Annotated in this window: 14 protein-coding genes; 1 reads left to right on the top strand and 13 read right to left on the bottom strand. The window is 66.3% G+C overall.

From position 1 onward, the window contains the following. Together ACW9UL_RS02555 and msbA are read right to left on the bottom strand one after the other, a co-directional pair. Nucleotides 1-897, bottom strand: coding sequence for a GNAT family N-acetyltransferase (locus ACW9UL_RS02555; RefSeq protein WP_457788755.1), 897 nt, complete (start codon nt 895-897; stop codon nt 1-3). Continuing rightward, the gene (msbA, locus tag ACW9UL_RS02550) at nt 897-2,723 is read right to left on the bottom strand and encodes a lipid A export permease/ATP-binding protein MsbA (protein WP_457788754.1); all 1,827 of its coding nucleotides are present in this window, start codon (nt 2,721-2,723) and stop codon (nt 897-899) included. The genes ACW9UL_RS02555 and msbA overlap by 1 nt, the downstream gene beginning before the upstream one ends. A gap of 32 nt (nt 2,724-2,755) precedes the next feature. On the opposite strand from msbA, the gene ACW9UL_RS02545 reads away from it, so the two are divergent. After that, nucleotides 2,756-3,376 carry a lipopolysaccharide kinase InaA family protein gene (locus ACW9UL_RS02545; RefSeq protein WP_457788753.1) on the top strand — a complete coding sequence of 207 codons (621 nt, stop codon included), beginning with the start codon at nt 2,756-2,758 and terminating at the stop codon, nt 3,374-3,376. Between the two features lie 5 nt (nt 3,377-3,381). Here the strand turns inward: ACW9UL_RS02545 and ACW9UL_RS02540 are convergent, their stop codons facing one another. Genes ACW9UL_RS02540 through ACW9UL_RS02490 form a run of 11 tightly spaced genes read right to left on the bottom strand, consistent with a single transcriptional unit; the run spans nt 3,382 to nt 14,940 of the window. After that, nucleotides 3,382-4,557, bottom strand: a complete 1,176-nt coding sequence (locus ACW9UL_RS02540) for an O-antigen ligase family protein (RefSeq protein ID WP_457788752.1) — start codon at nt 4,555-4,557, stop codon at nt 3,382-3,384. 12 nt (nt 4,558-4,569) lie between these two features. Then, complete coding sequence (locus tag ACW9UL_RS02535) at nt 4,570-5,577, bottom strand: glycosyltransferase family 2 protein (protein ID WP_457788751.1); 1,008 nt, start codon at nt 5,575-5,577, stop codon at nt 4,570-4,572. After that, complete coding sequence (locus ACW9UL_RS02530) at nt 5,564-6,442, bottom strand: glycosyltransferase family 2 protein (protein WP_021441872.1); 879 nt, start codon at nt 6,440-6,442, stop codon at nt 5,564-5,566. The genes ACW9UL_RS02535 and ACW9UL_RS02530 overlap by 14 nt, the downstream gene beginning before the upstream one ends. A 9-nt stretch (nt 6,443-6,451) precedes the next feature. After that, nucleotides 6,452-7,408, bottom strand: coding sequence for a glycosyltransferase family protein (locus ACW9UL_RS02525; protein WP_457788750.1), 957 nt, complete (start codon nt 7,406-7,408; stop codon nt 6,452-6,454). Then, nucleotides 7,405-8,313: a glycosyltransferase family 2 protein gene (locus tag ACW9UL_RS02520; protein WP_457788749.1), complete on the bottom strand. Its 909-nt coding sequence runs from the start codon at nt 8,311-8,313 to the stop codon at nt 7,405-7,407. Before ACW9UL_RS02520 ends, ACW9UL_RS02525 begins: the two co-directional genes overlap by 4 nt. Then, nucleotides 8,303-10,060: a carbamoyltransferase family protein gene (locus ACW9UL_RS02515; protein ID WP_457788748.1), complete on the bottom strand. Its 1,758-nt coding sequence runs from the start codon at nt 10,058-10,060 to the stop codon at nt 8,303-8,305. The genes ACW9UL_RS02520 and ACW9UL_RS02515 overlap by 11 nt, the downstream gene beginning before the upstream one ends. 12 nt (nt 10,061-10,072) lie before the next feature. Further along, nucleotides 10,073-11,530, bottom strand: coding sequence for a lipopolysaccharide kinase InaA family protein (locus ACW9UL_RS02510; RefSeq protein WP_457788747.1), 1,458 nt, complete (start codon nt 11,528-11,530; stop codon nt 10,073-10,075). Continuing rightward, nucleotides 11,530-12,273: a lipopolysaccharide kinase InaA family protein gene (locus ACW9UL_RS02505; protein WP_457788746.1), complete on the bottom strand. Its 744-nt coding sequence runs from the start codon at nt 12,271-12,273 to the stop codon at nt 11,530-11,532. The genes ACW9UL_RS02510 and ACW9UL_RS02505 overlap by 1 nt, the downstream gene beginning before the upstream one ends. After that, on the bottom strand, nt 12,270-13,007 hold the full coding sequence (locus tag ACW9UL_RS02500; protein WP_457788745.1) for a lipopolysaccharide kinase InaA family protein: 738 nt from the start codon (nt 13,005-13,007) through the stop codon (nt 12,270-12,272). The genes ACW9UL_RS02505 and ACW9UL_RS02500 overlap by 4 nt, the downstream gene beginning before the upstream one ends. Further along, nucleotides 13,004-13,819, bottom strand: coding sequence for a lipopolysaccharide core heptose(I) kinase RfaP (gene rfaP / locus ACW9UL_RS02495; protein ID WP_457788744.1), 816 nt, complete (start codon nt 13,817-13,819; stop codon nt 13,004-13,006). Before rfaP ends, ACW9UL_RS02500 begins: the two co-directional genes overlap by 4 nt. Beyond that, on the bottom strand, nt 13,816-14,940 hold the full coding sequence (locus ACW9UL_RS02490; RefSeq protein ID WP_457788743.1) for a glycosyltransferase family 4 protein: 1,125 nt from the start codon (nt 14,938-14,940) through the stop codon (nt 13,816-13,818). Before ACW9UL_RS02490 ends, rfaP begins: the two co-directional genes overlap by 4 nt. Nucleotides 14,941-14,954 lie beyond the last annotated feature (14 nt).

Raw genomic sequence — 14,954 nt, 5'->3', positions numbered from 1 at the left:
TCACACCCTAAAGGTGGCAACCCTGTTGCACCAACGATCCTTGTAGTCCCGATCGGCCCGCCCGAACGAGTAACGCAATACCTTGCCCCGCGCCCGCGCGTCCGCCCAGGCAGCCCGGGTGTTGATGAAGCTGAGGACGCTGCCGGGACTGAGGTGCTGAGCCCGAGGGTCGACACCGCCATTGATGTACTCGTAGCTGATCCAGTCTGCCGATTCGGCCCTGTACAGCACCTGAACGGCCACCGGAAAACCGTCCAGCATCAACAGCGATCCCTGGAGGAATTCCCGCATCAGACCGAAGACCTCGGCCAGCCTCGGCTTGCCCGGCACCTCGAAGCCCCAGCGGCGCTCGAACAGCTCGCCGTAGATGGCCGCCAGCTCGGCGGGGGTGAACTCCGCCACCGCCCGCACCACGCCGCCCGCCTCCTCGAACAGGCGCAATTCGCGCCGCTGGTTGTAACGAAACTTCTTCGACCACTCCTCCGGCGCCCGCGCCATGGCCAGCTGCTCCTGCTGCGGCCGCAGGCCACTGAAGCCATGCCGGTTCAACTCGGAAAGGTAGGCGACCTCATGCCGCAACGGCACCCCCGCGTTCGGCGCGACCGGCAGGATCACCTCGGCATTGCCCAGGTCGAAGAGATTGCGCAGCCCCCGGCGCTTCAACACTGGCCGCGACAACGCCAGGTGCCGTCCCCAGGTGGGGATCGCCGCCCTGAGCTCGCCGTCGACGCAATGCCCGAGGTAGCGCACCGGCACGCCCGCCAGCCCGGCCAGGCGGGCGACGACCTGCGGCTGGGTGATGACGCTGCCGCCGAAACGGGCCCAGGCCTCGGCATAGCCGGCCGCATCGATGGGCGTCCAACCGCGCTCGCGCCAGCTGCGCAAATGGTTGAGCATCAGGCGTCCTGTTCGGCGGCGACGACCTCGCCCCCCTCCTCGAACTGACGGGCGTGCAGGCGCGCATAGTAGCCATTGCGCGCCAGCAGCTCCGCGTGGCTGCCGCGCTCGACGATCTGCCCCTGGTCCATCACCAGGATCAGGTCGGCCTTCTCGATGGTGGACAGGCGGTGGGCGATCACCAGGGTGGTGCGGCCCTGCATCACCTTATCCAGCGCGGCCTGGATATGCCGCTCGGACTCGGTGTCGAGTGCCGAGGTGGCCTCGTCGAGCACTAGCAGCGGCGCGTCCTTGAGCAAGGCGCGGGCGATGGCCAGGCGCTGGCGCTGGCCGCCGGAAAGCAGCACGCCGTTCTCGCCGACCAGGGTGTCGTAGCCCTGCGGCATCTTCTCGATGAACTCGGCGGCGTAGGCATCGGCGGCGGCCTGCTTGACCGCCTCCAGCGGCGCCCCGGCCAGGTCGCCATAGGCGATGTTGTTGCGCACCGTGTCGTTGAACAGGGTGACGTGCTGGGTCACCAGGGCGATATGCCGGCGCAGGTTGCGCAGGCTGTAGTCCTCGACATCGACCCCGTCGAGGAGGATCTGCCCCTGCTCATGGTGGTAGAAGCGCGGAATCAGGTTGGCCAGGGTCGACTTGCCGCTGCCGGAGCGCCCGACCAGGGCGATCATCTGTCCCGGCTCGGCCGTGAAACTGACGTCGACGAGCACGGCTTTTTCGCTGCCGGGATAGCTGAAGCTCAGGTTGCGCACCTCGAGACGGCCACCGACCCGCTCGCGCTCGACGCTGCCACGATCCACCTCGGGCGCCTCGTCGAGCTGCTGGAAGATGCTCTCGGCGCCGGCCAGGCCCTTCTGGATGGTCGAGCTGACCTCCGAGAGCTGACGGATCGGCTTGGGCAGCAGGCCGGCCAGGGTGATGTAGGCCACCAGATCGCCGGCCGAGGCATCGCCGCGCATGAACAGCACCAGGAACATCAGCACCGCCATGGCGCTGTAGATCACCAGTTGCAGCATTGGCGTGTAGATGGCGCCGGTCTTGGTCATGCGCAACTGCTTGCGGGTGTTGTCGCTGGAGGCGAAGCGAAAGCGCTGCGACTCGTAGGGCTCGCCACCGAAGCTGCGCACCACGCGATAACCCTGGATGGTCTCGGAGGCGACGTGAGTGACGTCGCCCATGGCCACCTGGATCTTCTTGCTCTGCTTGCGAAATTTCTTGCTGGCGCTGCTGACCATCAGGCCGATCACCGGCAGGATCGCCAGCATCACCAGGGTCAGCTTCCAGTTCATCAGCAGCAGGGTGGTGAACAGGAACACCACCGTCATGCCTTCGCGGATCACCACCTTGATCGCGTCGGTGGCCGCGCCGGTGACCATGGTCACGTTGAAGGTGATGCGCGAGATCAGATGCCCGGAGTTGTGGTTGTCGAAGTAGCGGTTGGGCAGCACCAGCAACTTGTCGAACAACTCCACGCGCAGGTCATGCACCAGCCCCAGGGAGACCTTGGCCAGGAAATAGTTGCCCAGGTAGGAGCCGATGCCCTGCCACAGCGCGATCAGCACGATCAGCAGCGGCACCGTCTGCAGCAGCTTCAAGTGGGCGAGGAAGGGAATCTCCGACAGGTAGGGGACGCTGGCGAAGAAGCTGGCCTCGGGATTCGACAGGCCGTCGACGAAGTATTTGAGGATGTAACCCAGCATGGGCTGGGTCGAGGCGAAGATCAGAAAGCCCAGAATACTGAGCAGGAAGAACCCCAAGTAGGGCCTGACATAGCGCAGCAACCGCAGATAAACCAGAAGATCCGATTGCCGGTTAGAATTGGCCACTCTCGATCCCTTTAGATAATCAGAGAAAATTGATGCGGATTGTACCAGCGAACGAATTACAGCAGTGGCTCGAACAGGGCGCGGTGCTGGAGCAGGACGGCCGCGGGCCCAAGGTGCTGCGCCAGCCGGATGGACGCCTGCTGAAGATCTTCCGGCCGCGCCGTCGCCTGTGGTTTGCCCGCCTACGTCCCGCGGCGCAGCGCTTCGCCAGCAACGCCGAGCGCCTGAGCGAGTGCCAGATCGCGACCCCCGAGATCAGCGAATGCCTGTGGCTCGACCGCGACCAGGCCGTCAGCGCCTGCCTCTATTCGCCCCTGCCCGGGCGCTCGCTGGACCAGCTGTACCGCCAGCAACGCCAGGAGTTCGATGCGCTGCTGCCGGCCCTGGCCGAATTCATCCACGACCTGCACCGGCGCGGCATCTACTTCCGCTCGCTGCATCTGGGCAACATCCTGCAGTTGCCCGATGGCGGCTTCGGCCTGATCGACTTTCTGGACATGCGCTTCAAGCGCGGGCCGCTGAGCAGCCGACTGGCGCGACGCAACCTGGAACACCTCAGAGGCTACCTGCGGCGTAACCACATCGAAGACTTCCCCTGGCAGCGCCTGCTGCAAGCCTACGGGCAACAGCTCGCAGCCGACACCAAAGGTTGATGGCGCTACGGCGCCGGTGACTGCTCGACCGACCTGGCCCGCAGGTCGATTGCCAGCGCCAGCGCGATGGGCAGCCAGGTCACGAACCAGATGGGCGCAGGCTTCACCCAAGGCGCCGTACCGTCCGTCAGCACCACCAGTCCCGAGTACAACCATAGGGTGACGAGCGCACTGCCGAGGGCCGTTTGACGCGCCCTGAACGCTCGCCATCCGGCCCAGAGCCAGAGCCCCGCCCACAGCAGCAAGCCCAGCAGCCCGAAACGGATACCGACGTCGAGGAACATGTTATGCGGGTGGCGGGAGCTGAACTTCAGCGTAGCGGCCTGGACCCAGTACTCCTTGAAGCCCAAGCCATGCTCCCAGTTCGAGAGCAGTAGGTTGAAACCCTCCCACCAGAGCTCGGGTCGGTACGACAAGCCCCGGTTCAACAGGAACGAGGGTTTGAGCCATAGCACTATGACGAGCAGCACGATGGAGACCAGGGCCATCGCATACACGGCGCGATGGCGCGAGAGGACACTGGCGCCGACGAAGGCCATCGCCAGACACAGCCAGACCCAGCGGCTCTGGTTGAAATACAGGAACAAGCCATAGCAGGCCAAGGCCAGCAGCACCGCGCCCAGCTCCCACGGCTTGCGCCTGCCCGTCAGCCCCAGCATGGCGGTCAGGATCACCAGCGCGCCGCAGGCTTGCGCGGCCGGAATCACCACCCGCCACAGCCCCATCGACACCACCCGCTCGCCATAGTGGTGGCCGTCGATCCAGTAGAAGTCGATCCAGGACCAGCCAGCCCCCAACCCTCCGAGCAGACCGCACAGCAGTAGGAAGTCGGCAAAGCGCGCCTTCAGATGCAGGGCGCAGACCGCGACGCCCAGCAGGCTGAAAGCTATATAGAAGGGCAACTTGAGTTCGCGAAGGTCATCCTGCCCTTCGAGCGTCAGCGCTACGACGAGCCAGTACCAGACGGACAGCGCCAGGTACAGCCAGACGAACGTGCCGGGAACTGGCGGGAACTGCTTTCTCAGGACCAGAAAATGAACGAACGCCGGCACCCAGAGCAACAGGATGATCAGCCGGTGGTAATAGGAATTGCTGGGCAACACCCACGGCCCGCACAGGAAGCAAGCCAGACCGAGGATGGTCAGCCAGGCAAGCCAGTTGCCCAGACGCTCTCTACTCATGGAAAACAAACATCACCGCCTTACAGACAAGTACTTGAGCAACACCCGCAGATACGCCGCGAGGCAATTAATTCGGCCGAACTGCTCGGCGATAAGCGACAACTCACGAAAATCCAGCAACCCCGCGCCGCGGATGCGCGCCTGCAGCGCCTTGCGCTGAGCCTTGAGCAGGCGTTTGCGCTCCCGCCGCGACAGACGCTGCAGCTCCTTGTCGAGCAGCACCTGCAAGCGCTCGTCGCCTTCTCCGCGCAGCCCCAGCGCCTCCTGGCGAACCTTTTCGTAGACCCTGCACTTGTAGTCGGAAAAATCCAGCGTCTGGGTGGCGCTGCCTTTATGGACCCGGGTCAGCGCCAGCACCTGCGGATCGTCCAGAAATGCCAGGTGGGCGCCGCGCAGGATGCAGCGCAACCAGTAATCCCAATCCTCGAGCGCACGCATCTCGGTGTCGAAGTCGCCGACCCGATCGACCAGAGACCTGCGCACCATCGCCGCATGAATGGCCATGTTGTTGCCCCTGAGGAACACCGGGAGCGCGACATCGTATCGGCCATCGATCGCCACCGCCCACTCCTGCTTAGAGGAGAGATCGAGCTTGGTGAACAGGCGGTTCTCATCGCCATCCAGGAAATAGCGAAAGCGCGAGTAAGAAATATCGACATGCGGGCTGTTCTGGAAATGCTCGACATGGGCTACCAGCTTGTTCGCCGTGAGCAGGTCATCGGCGTCGAGGAACAGCAGGTACTCGCCGCGGGCATGGCGGATTCCGGTATTTTTGGCCGCAGAGGTGCCGCCGTTCGGCTGGTGGACATAGACGATCCTCGAATCCTCGCCCAGCAACCGCGCCGCGACTTTTTCCGTGTCGTCCGTCGAGCCGTCGTCGACGATTATGGCCTCCCAGTCCGCCCAGGATTGCGCCTGCAGACTGGCAATCGTCTGCCCCAGAAAGCGCGCGTAGTTGTAGCTCGGAATAACCACCGAAACCTTCGGCGCCCCTCCCCCCTCCACGTCAGCCGCGACCATGGAGCATCCGCGCCAGGCCACGCAGCGTTTTCCAGCGCCAGAAGCGCGGCGGAATCTCGCGCAACAGGGCCCAGGCCAGGGCGCGGTCGCTGCGCGCGCACTTGAGCAGCATCGAGTTGCGAAAACGTGCGCAGACCTCCGGGTAGGCCGGGTGGTCGCTGAAACGGGCATAGGTCTTCAGCACGTTGTCGACCATGAAGCGGTAGTTCTTGTAGGTGTTGCTGTCATGCACCCGGTAGAGCGCCAGGGGCTCGCCGAGAATATCGATGAAGTAGCCGGCATGGGTGATCTTCAGCTCGATCATCAGGTCCTCGAGACGCACCTCGGGCTCGAAGCCGCCGACCCGCTCCAGCGCCTCACGACGGAACAGCAAGGTGGGCGCCGGCGCGCCCGGCTTGCGGTCCATGAACACATCCTCGAAGTCCAGCCGCCGCAACGGCAGCGCGCGCGGCTTGGCGCCGGGCCTGCCGTCGGCGTCGATGGTCTGGATAGCGCCGGCGCAAATCCCCACTTCGGGCTTGTCGGCCATGTAGGCCACCTGGGTGGCGATACGCTGCGGCAACATGATGTCGTCGGAGCCGAAGGGGGCGATCAGGCTGCCCCTGGCCCGCTCGATGGTCTCGTTCAGGGTGCGCGAGAGGCCCTTGTTGGCCTGCACGCGAAAGTCGAAGCCATGCACCTTCTGCAGCGCCTCGATGCGCGCCACGCTGTCGTCGCGGGAGCCGTCGTCCACCACCAGCAGCTCGATGTTCGGGTAGCTCTGCTGCAGCACGCTCTCGATGCTCGCCTGGATATAGGGGGCATGGTTGTATGAGGCGATGATCACGCTGACCAGCGGCTGCGAGGAATCACTCGTGGACGTCATGGTAGCTACTCAAAAGAAATTGAAGCGCGCGCGCAAGGCCTGCCAGGCGGAGACTTTGCCCGCCTCGGGCCAGGCTTGCTGCAACACGTCGAACAGGTGCTCGGCCAGGTGCACATGGCTCATATGCGCCTCGACGAAGCGGCGTCCCTGCTCGGCGATCGCCTCCGCCCGCACCGGATCGCCGCGCAGTTCGGCGAGGTGCCCGCGCAACTCGTCGAGGTCGGAATACAACAGCAGGTGGACGCCATCCTGCAGGCCGATGGCCGCCTCCTCGCTACCCTGGCGCCAGGCCAGGAGCACGCAGCCGCAGGCCATCGCCTCGAAGTTCTTGGCCATGTACTCGCCGAGCCCGACATCGGCGCTGACGAAGTAGCGGATGCGGTTGAGCATCTCGCGATAGGGCTGACCCGGCGCGGTGCGCAGCAGCTGCAGCGGCTCTTGCGCCGCCAGCCGCTCCAGCAGTTCCTTGCGCTCGCCGTATGCGGCGCTGGCGGTACGCCCGACGAAACCCAGCTCGATATCCCGCGCGCGCCCCTCGCAGTAGATGGTGCGCGGATCGTAGCCCTTGGCGAGAAAATGCACGTTGAACCCCTCGCCGCGCAGGCGTTCGGCGAGGCTGGCGCCGGTCACCACGATTCGAGCGTTGGGCAGGCCGCGGTAGCAGCGGCTGAAGCGCCCGCGCCAACGGGAGGCGGCCAGGTAGTTCTGGCAGGCGTCTTCCTCGTAGATCAACAGCCCGGGGATCTGCCGCAAGAAGGCGGTCTGGCGGCGGATGTTCTTGAAGTGCAGATCCAGCAGCACGCGGTCATAACGCCCGAGATCGAGGCCGCGCAGATAGCGACGCAGGTCGCGCTGCTCGTCCTTGCCGAGGATGCGCAAGTCGAGGTCGACCAGTTGCCCGAGCCGCTCATGGACGCAGGACAGATCCGGCTCGCGTCCCGCACTGCTGAGCGCCAGCACCTTCATGGGGTTCGGCTCAACCACAGACGGATGGCCTTGCGGGTGTAGGACCACTTCAACGCCGCCCGCCAATCCGTGCGCAGCGCCTCGCGATAGTAGCCGCGCGCCTGCTCGCGGTCGCCAGCCAACAGGCAGGTGCGGAACAGCGACAGGCAACGTTGGGCGCGGTAGGCGGGCTTGAGCGCCTGCAGGTCGGCCGGCAGTTGGCGGAACACCTCGTCCACCAGGGCCAAGCCGACGCGGCGTGCCGCCTCGGCGTTGTGCCGCAGGCTGTCGGCATGCTTGTGGATGCGCGCCAGCAGCAGGTCGAGGACCGCCACCCGGGGCTGGCTCAGGCAGTAGGCGAACACCGGGATGTCCTCGCTGTGCCGCAGGTGCTCGGGATACGGCCGCTGCAGCAGCAACTCGCGACGGAACAGGCAGGCACCGTGACTGAGAGCGATGCGCTTGTCCAGCAGGTAGGCCCGCAAGCGCGGCAAGACGTCGGCGGGTACGGCACTGGCGGGATGCTCGCGCTCGCGGCCATCAGGCTGCACCGCCACATGTCCGGCCAGCCACAGGTCTACGTCGGGCTGGGCGCGCAGGCGTTCGCAGAGGTCGGGCAGCACCCCGGGCGCCAGCTCGTCGTCGGCGTCGAGCAGCAGCACATGGCGCCCACGCGCCAGTTGCACGCCCTTGTTGCGGGCCGCGGAGGGGCCGGCGTTGTCCTGGCGCACGCCCTGGAAGGCGGCGCCATGACGCCGACTCAGGCTGGCGAACAGCGCCGGCGTGTCGTCGCTGGAGCCATCGTCCACCACCCAGAGTTCGACCTCGGGGGTGGCCTGGGACAGCACCGAGTCGACGGCGCGCGACAGCATGCCGGCGTAGTTGTAACTGGGGATGACGACGCTAAGCAGTGGCTCAGCCGACATTGTCGTACCAGTCCTTGCCATCCTTGACCACCAAGATGTCTTCCATAATCAGGTACTGCAGGTCGGAGCCATAGAACATGTTCAGCGCGTCGGTGGGCGAGCAGATCATCGGCTCGCCGCGGCGGTTGAGCGAGGTGTTCAGCGACACCCCGTTGCCGGTGAGTTTCTCCAGCTGCAGCATCAGGTCGTACCAGCGCGGGTTGTACTCGCGCTTGAGCACCTGGGCGCGCGAGGTGCCGTCTTCGTGTACCACTTCGCCGACGCGCTCCTTCCAGCCGTCGTTGACCTCGAAGGTGAAGGTCATGAACGGGCTCGGATGGTCGACCTTGAGCATCTGCGGCGCCACGGTGTCGAGCATCGACGGGCAGAAGGGGCGCCAGCGCTCGCGGAACTTGATCTGTTCGTTGATGCGGTCGGCCACGCCCGGCACGCTCGGGCAACCGATGATCGAGCGGCCACCGAGGGCACGCGGGCCGAACTCCATGCGGCCCTGGAACCAGGCCACCGGATTGCCGTCGACCATGATCCTGGCGATACGCTCGGGCACGTTGTCGATCTGCTTGAACACCGGCTTGCTGGGATGACGGGCGCAGGCGGCGATCACGTCCTCGTTGGAGTAGGCCGGGCCGAGGTAGACGTGCTCCATCTTCTCCACCGGCACGCCGCGCTTATGCGAAACGTAGGCGGCGGCGCCGACCGCGGTGCCGGCGTCGCCGGAGGCCGGCTGGACGAACAGCTCCTTGACGTCGTCGCGGGCGATGATCTTCTGATTGAGCTTGACGTTCAGCGCACAGCCGCCGGCGAAGGCGATCTTGCCGGTCTCCTTGAGGATGTCGCCGAGGTAGTACTCCATCATCTCCAGCGCCAGCTTCTCGAACAGCGCCTGCATGCTGGCGGCGTAGTGGATGTACGGGTCATCGGCGATGTCGCCCTGGCGTTTCGGCCCCAGCCACTCGATCAGCTTGGGCGAGAAGTAGTAGCCCTTGCCGTTTTCCTTGTAGCGACGCAGGCCGATGACGTTGGCGTAGTCGGTGTTGATCACCAGCTCGCCGTTCTCGAACCTGGCCAGACGCGAGAAATCGTACTTGCTGGCATCGCCGTAGGGCGCCATGCCCATGACCTTGAACTCGCCGTCGAGCATCTCGAAGCCGAGGAATTCAGTGATCGCGCCGTACAGGCCGCCGAGCGAATCCGGGTCGTAGAACTCCTTGATCTTGTGGATCTTGCCGTTCTCGCCCCAGCCGAAGAAGGTGGTGGCGTACTCGCCCTTGCCGTCGATGCCGAGGATCGCGGTCTTTTCCTTGAAGCCCGAGCAGTGGTAGGCGCTGGCGGCGTGGGCCAGGTGGTGCTCGACCGGCTCGATCTTGACCTTCTTCGGATCGAAGCCCAGCTGCTCCAGGCACCAGACGATCTTCTTGCGGTAGCGCTTGTAGCGGCGGTTGCCCATCAACAGCGCGTCGAGGGCGCGATCCGGGGCGTACCAGTAGCGCTTGGCATAGTGCCAGCGGGCTTTGCCGAACAGGCTGATGGGGGCGAAGGGAATGGCCACCACATCGACGTCGGCAGGCTTGATGCCGGCCTGCTCCAGGCAGAACTTGGCCGATTCGTAGGGCATGCGGTTCTTCGCGTGCTTGTCGCGCACGAAGCGCTCCTCTTCCACCGCCGCGATCAGCTTGCCGTCGATGTACAGCGCGGCGGACGGATCGTGACTGAGAGCGCCGGACAGGCCGAGAATGGTCAGTGCCACAGGTTTGAGCCTCTATTTCGGGCAGGTGCCGGGCACCTGCGGTAAACGTTGGTCGAGCAACCGGTGCAGGGCGGAGTCCGCCGGCCAGTTGCGCAGAAAACGGGCGCGGTCGCGGGCATAGGCCCGGGCGAAGCCGCGCGCACTGCGATGCTGCTGCATGGCGTCCAGGTCGATCAGCGACCAGTACCCCGGCGCATCATCCCGCCCGTCAATCCAAAGCAGGTTGTGCCCCTTGAAATCGCCATGGCTGATGCGTTCGCGCAGCAAGGCGGCGAACAGGCGATCGAGCGCCAACAGCTCGGTTTCCGGGGGCGATCCCTGCAGATGCGCCTGAAAACGCGCGATTATATCCTGGCCGCCGCAATATTCGGTAATCAGGTAGGCGCGCCCGCGCAGCCAGCACCAGCGCCGCTCCAGCACCGCCATTGGGCGCGGCGTGGCAATGCCGAGCAACTCCAGGCGATGGCCTTCTCGCCAGCTGTGCCAGGCGCGACTGGGCCGCCAGAAGCGCCGCAGCCAGTGCCCCAGCCCTTTCAGGTTGTAGCGTTTGACCACCAGGGCGCGGCCGCCCAACTCGATCCGCGCGACGGTGGCGCTGCCGCCGCGCTTGAGCGCCTGGCCGTCCGCCAGCGCGGCATCCGGGGAGTCAAGCAGGGGCTGCAGATCGGCGGTGCACTCGCGGCGCACCACGCGCAGACCGAAGGCGCCGACGCTCGCGGCGAACAGGCTGCAATCGCGGCCGACCTTGTTCAGGTAGTCGCGCAGGCGCCAGCGACGCATCTTCTCCACTTCCTTGAGCAGCGCCTCCAGCGGCAGTGCGTGCTCGCCGTTGGCCAGCAGGTAATGGATCAGCAGCTCCTCGGTGAAGGGTTCCAGTTCCGCCGGCAGCTGGGCGAAGAACACTCCGAGGTTTTCCAGCACGCGCTGGCACGACAGCGGCTGGCCAGCAGTCTCGACCTGCACGCCGCCGCCATCGATGACGAACAGCCGACCGGCATGCCGCAGCAGGTTGTCCAGGTGCAGGTCGGACTGCCACAGGCCCTTGGCATGCAGCTGGCCAATGGCATGCAGCGCCTCGCCCAGCACCACCTGTTGGGTGTCGGACAGCAGCGGCTCGCGCGCCACCGCACGCCAGGCGTCCCATAGGCTCTCTGCGCCGTCCAGATAGTCGAACAGCAGCCAGCCGCCCTGGCCCTGGGCAAAGCCATCGGCCAGCAGCCCAGGGGTGAGCAGGCCCTGTTCGGCCAGCAGGCGGGCGCCGTCCAGCTCGCGGCGGAAATGCCGCTCGGCCTTGCCGCCAACCAGCAATTTGGCCAGCACCGCACGACCGCGCCACTGCGCCAGGCCGACGTAACGCTGCCCCGGCAGCACGCGCAGCCAGCGCTCGACGCGCAGCTTGTCGCCCGCCAGCGTCAGGCTCAACGGCAGGGTCGGCGCACGGCCGCTGCCGACCAGTTGCTGCAGTTGCATCAACGCGACTCCTTGTGCAGGCGACGGGCGCCCAGGCGGGCGAACCAGCGTTCGAGGTCGGCCTCGCCGCCCAGGTAGGCGGCCAGCAGCTTGCGCATCTCCGCCTCGCCCCAGACGTTGGCGCGGCGCAGCAGCGGTTCGAGATCCTTGATCCGGTCGCGCCGGCCGAGCAGCAGCGGGCGGGTCTTCTCCAGATCGATCAGCTGCGCGGCGAAGCCCGCCGAGCCTTCACGCAGGAAGATATGCTTGGGGTAGAAGCAGCCGTGCAGCTGACCGGCCTGATGCAGGCAGCGGGCCAGCTCGCCGCAGGCCTGGAGGATGCCGGCGCGGCGCGCAGTGTCCAGCTCGGGCCAGCGCGCTAGCCACTGCTCAAGATCCTGCCAGCCGTCCAGGGCGCGGGTCAGCAGCACCGCGCGCTGCTCGCCGGGCGCACGGCGCTGGGCGAAGAACACCGCCTGCAGTGCGGGGATGCCCAACGCACCATAGCGACGGATATTGCGGAACTCGCGGGCGAAGGTGGGCTCGCCCAGCGGATGACGCAGGCTGCGGCTCAGGTGATTGCTCTGCCGCTTGAGGTAGAACGCGGAGTCGTCCAGCTCCAGACGATAGACGCTGCTCCAGCCGCCGCGCTCGGTGTTGGGCTCGTCCACCGCCTCCAGCCTGAGCGCCCACAGCGCCTCGAAACTGGCCAGGCCGTGCCGCTCCAACAAGGCGCGTTCCTGCGCGGCGATAAAGTCCTTCATTCCCTGCCCTCGAAAAACGCCAGTATCTGCCGCAGACGCCGCTTGTCGACGGGCGTCAGCCGCGTGCGGCCACGATACTGCAGGTAGAAACGCAACCGCTGGGTGCGCGACAGCTGATACTTGGCCACCTTGTCCAGGCAGGCCAGGTCCTTGACGATGCGATAGCGCAGCAGCGGCCCCCACCAGAAGCTGCCAGTGGGACAGTCGATGAAGAACAGCTCGCCGGCCTGGTTGACCAGCAGGTTGCGCCACTTCAGATCGTTGTGGGTGAAGTGGTGATCGTGCATCAGGCGGGTGGCGCGGGCCAGCTGCCGGCTGATGCCGTCGATCCAGGCCGGATCGCGCAAGCGCGCATCCTGGGCATGGGCCAGCGCCGCCAGATCCAGGGTGCCTGGCAGTTCGCGGGTGATCAACGCGCCGCGGACGAAGGCGCCGGCCCTGCGTTCCAGGCCATGGGCGACGATGGGCGCGGTGGGGATGCCCCACTTGGCGAAGTGCTTGAGGTTCTGCCACTCGGCCTTGACCCGCGGCCGGCCGACGAAGCGGCGCAGGCCCTTGCCGGCGCCCCAGTAGCGCTTGACGTAGTAGCGCACGCCGTCGCGCTCCAGGCGGATCACCTCGGACAGCGGATCCTTGGTCAGACGCTCGCCCTCGAGGGCGAACACCGCCTGCAGGCTGGCGAACTCAACGGCCAGGGTGGCGGGCAGGTCGTGCGCCAGACGCCATTCGCTCATTGCCCGGCCCCCGACGCGTACTTGCGCTCATAGCGCGCCAGCAAACGCCCCGCCTTGCCCTCCAGCCAGGCGAGCAGAGTTGCCTCGTCGCGCAGCACCTGGCGCAACGGCTGCTGGAAGTAGCTGCGCAGGAAGCGCAGCTTGTCACGACGGCTCAGGCCGATGTCCAGAGCAGAGAAATACAGCCCGGCCAGGTCCTTGTCGCGCCAGCGCCGCGGCGTGGCGGCGCGCACCTGGGCACGGTGCAGGTCGATCAGCGACAGGCGCAGGTCGTCGGCCGTCGGCGGTCGGTCGGTATGCAGCAGGAAATGGCAGATATAGCAGTCGCGGTGATTGACCCCCGCGCGGTGCATGGTACCGGTCATCTGCGCCACCTCGCGGATCAGCGCCCATTTCAGCCGCGGCGTCGGTGGCTGCTCGCGCCAGTGCAGGCTGAACTGCTCCAGGTCGACGGTCGGCGCCAACTCCTCGGTGACGATAAAGGAATGCTGGCTGGCCGGGTTGGCTCCGCGCTCGCCGTAGGCCACCGCGGTCATGGTCGCTACACCGGCCTCGGTCAGACGCTGGATCGCCCGCCATTCCTGGCCGGCGCCGAGCACCGGGGCCTTGGCAGTCAGCAGGTTCTTGGCGATCTCGCCCCAGCCGATGCCACGGTGGATCTTGACGAAATAGCCGCGCCCGGCGACCTCGGTACGCAGCGTGCGGCGCCCTTCCAGTTCGCGGTAGACCTGCCCTTGCAGCGCCTCGACGGCGGCGAAGGGATCCTGTCCGGCCCACAGGCTCTTGAACGGTTCGGCGAGGATCAGCTTCACGCGCGGCGCTCCGCCAGGATCACGTCGGCGGCCCTCTGCGGCATGGAGTACAGGTCGGCACTGTCGGCGTAGGCCAGGCCGTTGCGCCCCCAGAGGGCGCGACGGCCGGGATCGGCGAGCATGTCGGCCAGGGTCTGGTTGAGTTGCTCCTGGCGGAACGGGCTGGGCAGCACCCGGCCACAGTCGGCATCGGCGATGTAGTGGGCGTAGCCGCAGACATCGCTGACCAGTACCGGCAGACCGGAGACCAGCGCCTCCAGCAGCACGGTGCCGGTGTTCTCGTTGTAAGCCGGGTGAATCAGCAGGTCGGCCCCGAGCAGAAAGCGTGGGATATCGCTGCGTCCCTTGAGGATCTGCACCTGGTCGGACAGCCCCAGCGCCTTGACCTGCAGCAGGAAGGGCTTGGGATCGTCCTGGCCGATGGCGATCAGACGCGTGCGCTTGCGCAGCTCGCGCGGCAGCGAGGCCAGCGCCTTGAGGCTGCGATCCAGGCCCTTGGTCTTGAAGCCGGAGCCGATCTGCACCAGCAGCAGCTCGTCGTCGGCCAGCCCGAACTCGCGGCGAAAGTCGGCGCGCATCTCGGCGGCGTTGGCCGGCGCCCGGCGATCCTGAGCGATGCCCGGCGGCAGCAGGTGGAAGCGCTGCAGCGGGGTCTTGTAGTGCTTGACGAACAGCGGCTGCTGCACCTCGGAGATCATCAGGATCTCGGTCCTCGACTCCGGCGCGAACACCGCGCGCTCATAGTCGGCGAAGTGCTTGTAGCGCCCCCAGCGCCGATAGAGCGGGTTGCGCAGGGTCTGCGCCTTGTCCTCGAAGCAGCCGTCGGCGGCGTAGTAGACGTCGAGGCCCGGCATCTTGTTGAAGCCGATCACCCGGTCGACCGGGTCGCGCTTCAGATCGGCCTGCAGCCAGGCGCTGAACTTCTCGTTGCGGCGGTGGTTGAACAGCGCCTTGACCGGCGCCACACGCACGTCGAAACCGCCCGGGTTGTCGCCTTCCCAGATCGGCGTGTAGACGCGGATGGCGTGGCCGCGCGACTGGCACTCCAGGGCGATGCGCATGAAGTCGCGCTGCAGCCCACCGAAGGGGAAGTACTTGTAGAGGACGAAGGCCAGTTGCATCAGTGGTGTTCCCC

This window comes from Pseudomonas sp. PL-6 (assembly GCF_054110165.1).
The sequence above is the reverse complement of the archived record's forward strand: the minus strand, read 5'-3'. Positions and strand labels throughout refer to the sequence as shown.